Here is a 2,990-nt window from a genome sequence, read left to right on the forward strand (position 1 = left end):
CGACATTACATTTATTCAAGACAACCACTCCCTCTCCGAAACCGTTGGCACCGTTCGCGGCCTCCATTTCCAAGCGCCTCCCCATGCACAGGACAAATTGGTCCGCTGTGGCAAAGGGGCGCTGTTTGATGTGGCCGTCGACATTCGCAAAGGCTCCCCAACATATGGGCAATGGTTCGGCGCAGAGCTGAGCTTTGAAAACGGCCGTCAATTGCTCGTCCCTGCCGGCTTTGCACATGGTTTTGTGACGCGCGAGCCAAACACAGAAATCATCTACAAATGTTCCGACGATTACGCCCCCGAAACCGAAGGCGCGCTGATCTGGAATGACCCGGACATCGGCATCGACTGGGGCATCACTGCGGATCAGGCGATCCTGTCTGGAAAAGACGAAGTTGCCCCCAAACTCGCCGATCTCGACAGCCCTTTTACATATGAGGCAAACGCATGACCCTTCTTATCACCGGCGGCGCCGGCTTTATCGGATCCGCAGTTGTGCGTTTGGCCGTCTCGCGCGGCATGCGCGTTGTGAACCTTGACGCACTCACCTATGCCGCCTGCCTCGACAACGTGGCAGAGGCCGCAAAAAGCCCGCTTTATAGCTTTGAACAGGCCGATATTTGCGACCGCGCCGCGCTCGACAAAATCTTTGAAAAGCACAAACCAACCGCCGTGATGCACCTCGCTGCAGAAAGCCACGTGGATCGCTCCATTGATGGCCCAGGCGCCTTTATGGAAACCAACGTCATGGGCACCTTCCACCTATTGGAAGCAGCGCGCGCCCATTGGACGACCCAAGGCAAGCCAGACGATTTCCGCTTTCATCACGTCTCCACGGATGAGGTCTTTGGCTCGCTCGGCGCAACGGGTCAGTTCACAGAAACCACACCCTACGACCCCCGTTCCCCCTACTCCGCGTCCAAGGCATCTTCGGATCACCTCGTGCGCGCATGGGCGGAAACCTACGGCCTGCCCGTTGTGATGACGAACTGCTCCAACAACTACGGCCCCTACCATTTCCCCGAAAAACTGGTGCCTGTGATCATCCTCAACGCCCTCGCCGGCAAGGACCTGCCAATCTATGGCGATGGCTCTAACGTGCGCGATTGGCTCTATGTGGAAGACCACGCCGACGCCCTTCTGACCGTTCTGGACAAGGGCGAGCTGAACCGCAGCTATAACATCGGCGGCGAGAACGAGCGCACAAACCTGCAATTGGTTGAAACGCTCTGCGCGATCCTCGACGAAAAGCGACCCAAAAACGAAGGATCCTACGCGGATCAAATCACCTACGTCACCGACCGCCCGGGTCACGACGCGCGTTATGCCATCGATCCGAACCGCATTCGCAACGAACTCGGCTGGCGCCCCTCCGTGACTGTCGAAGAGGGTCTAGAGCGCACTGTCGAATGGTACCTGAACAACGCCGCATGGTATGAAGCCTTGCAAAACCGTGACGGTGTTGGCGAACGTTTGGGCAAGGGCTGATCATGAAAATCCTCGTTTTCGGTAAATCCGGTCAAGTCGCCACAGCCTTGCAGCAACGGGCAGATGTCACCGCACTCGGTCGCGCTGATGCAGATCTCACCAACTCAGCCGCCTGCGCTGCTGCAATCGCGGCGCACGCGCCTGATGTTGTGATCAACGCCGCAGCCTACACCGCTGTAGACAAAGCCGAAGAAGAAGAAGCCATCGCGCTTACAGTCAATGGCGATGCCCCGACCGCAATGGCACAGGCCTGTGCAAGCGCGGGCATTCCTTTCGTGCATATCTCAACGGACTACGTGTTTGACGGATCGGGCGATGCGCCTTGGCCCACCGATGCCCCGACGGGCCCCTTAGGTGCTTATGGTCGCACGAAACTGGCTGGCGAAGATGGCATTCGCGCCGCTGGCGGAACATTTGCAATCCTGCGCACCGCTTGGGTCTTTTCAGAAACCGGCAATAACTTTGTGAAAACGATGTTGCGCTTGGCTGAAACCAGAGATGCGCTCAACGTGGTAAACGATCAATTCGGCGGCCCCACAGATGCAGACGCTATCGCTGCAGCCTGCCTGGAAATCGCAGCGCAGTTGCATGCCGATGCGTCTAAATCCGGCACATATCATTTTGCTGGCATGCCGCATGTCTCTTGGGCTGATTTCGCCAACGCGATCTTTGACACAGCAAGCAAAACCGTCGCTGTTTCGGGCATTCCCGCGTCTGAATATCCGACACCGGCCGTGCGCCCGTCAAATTCACGTCTGGACTGCGATGCGCTCACGGCAACATTCGGCATTCCTGCGCCTAAATGGCAAGACGGTCTAACCCGCGTGATCAAATCGTTGCAGGCATCATAACGCCGATAGTACAATCACAGATTGATGCACCCCATCAAACCTCGTAAAAGTGCCAGTTAACAACGGGTTAATTTTACGAGAGTGTTTTAGATGGTCGATACAATCCCTGACGATATCACAACCGATGTTTCCATCGAAATCGGGGATATCATCAATAGCGACCTCGACACGGATTCCGATGTCGATTGGATCAGAATTGATCTGATTGAAGGACAAGAAATTCAAATCGAAATGACAGGGATCACGTTGGTTGATCCCTATCTCACCCTCTTTGACTCTGAGGGAAACAGCGTTGCGATCGATGATGATGGTGGCCCGGGCCGAAATTCTAGCCTGTACTTCACCGCCCCCGAAGATGGCACCTACTACATTGAAGCGGGCTCTTGGTATCGCACCTTTGATGGCGGGCAGGACACGGGCACCTATACGCTCAGCGTGATCGAAAACACGCCGCCCTATTCGGCGCCACACGAAACCGCGCCCGACCTCCCTGCCCCGCTCAGCGCCATCAACTGGGGCACACAACTCAGCGACCCTGAAGTCACCGTGTTTTTTGCACCTTCCGGCTATGCCGCCGATGGCATCACGTCCGAAGGCTTCAACGCCTATGAACGCGCCCAGTTTCAAGCCGCCTTTGACATGATTTCCGCG

General features: G+C 56.4%; 4 protein-coding genes. All 4 read left to right on the plus strand.

Annotation, left to right across the window (positions count from 1 at the left end; genetic code table 11):
• Nucleotides 1–4 precede the first annotated feature (4 nt).
• Nucleotides 5–451: a dTDP-4-dehydrorhamnose 3,5-epimerase gene (rfbC, locus tag ABJQ89_RS15855; protein WP_348497138.1), complete on the plus strand. Its 447-nt coding sequence runs from the start codon at nucleotides 5–7 to the stop codon at nucleotides 449–451.
• Nucleotides 448–1,488 carry a dTDP-glucose 4,6-dehydratase gene (gene rfbB / locus ABJQ89_RS15860; RefSeq protein ID WP_348497135.1) on the plus strand — a complete coding sequence of 347 codons (1,041 nt, stop codon included), beginning with the start codon at nucleotides 448–450 and terminating at the stop codon, nucleotides 1,486–1,488. The genes rfbC and rfbB overlap by 4 nt, the downstream gene beginning before the upstream one ends.
• A 2-nt stretch (nucleotides 1,489–1,490) precedes the next feature.
• Nucleotides 1,491–2,339, plus strand: coding sequence for a dTDP-4-dehydrorhamnose reductase (rfbD, locus tag ABJQ89_RS15865; protein ID WP_348497136.1), 849 nt, complete (start codon nucleotides 1,491–1,493; stop codon nucleotides 2,337–2,339).
• A 90-nt stretch (nucleotides 2,340–2,429) separates the two neighbouring features.
• Nucleotides 2,430–2,990, plus strand: a 561-nt coding sequence (locus ABJQ89_RS15870) for a PPC domain-containing protein (RefSeq protein WP_348497137.1), incomplete at its 3' end; no start/stop codon positions are given.

The sequence above is a fragment of the Planktotalea sp. genome (assembly GCF_039984035.1).
GTDB lineage: Bacteria > Pseudomonadota > Alphaproteobacteria > Rhodobacterales > Rhodobacteraceae > Planktotalea.

Bases quoted from the DNA above. Each gene is read 5' to 3' on its own strand.
- rfbB (WP_348497135.1), top strand. From the start codon at position 448: ATGACCCTTCTTATCACCGGCGGCGCCGGCTTTATCGGATCCGCAGTT.
- rfbD (WP_348497136.1), top strand. From the start codon at position 1,491: ATGAAAATCCTCGTTTTCGGTAAATCCGGTCAAGTCGCCACAGCCTTG.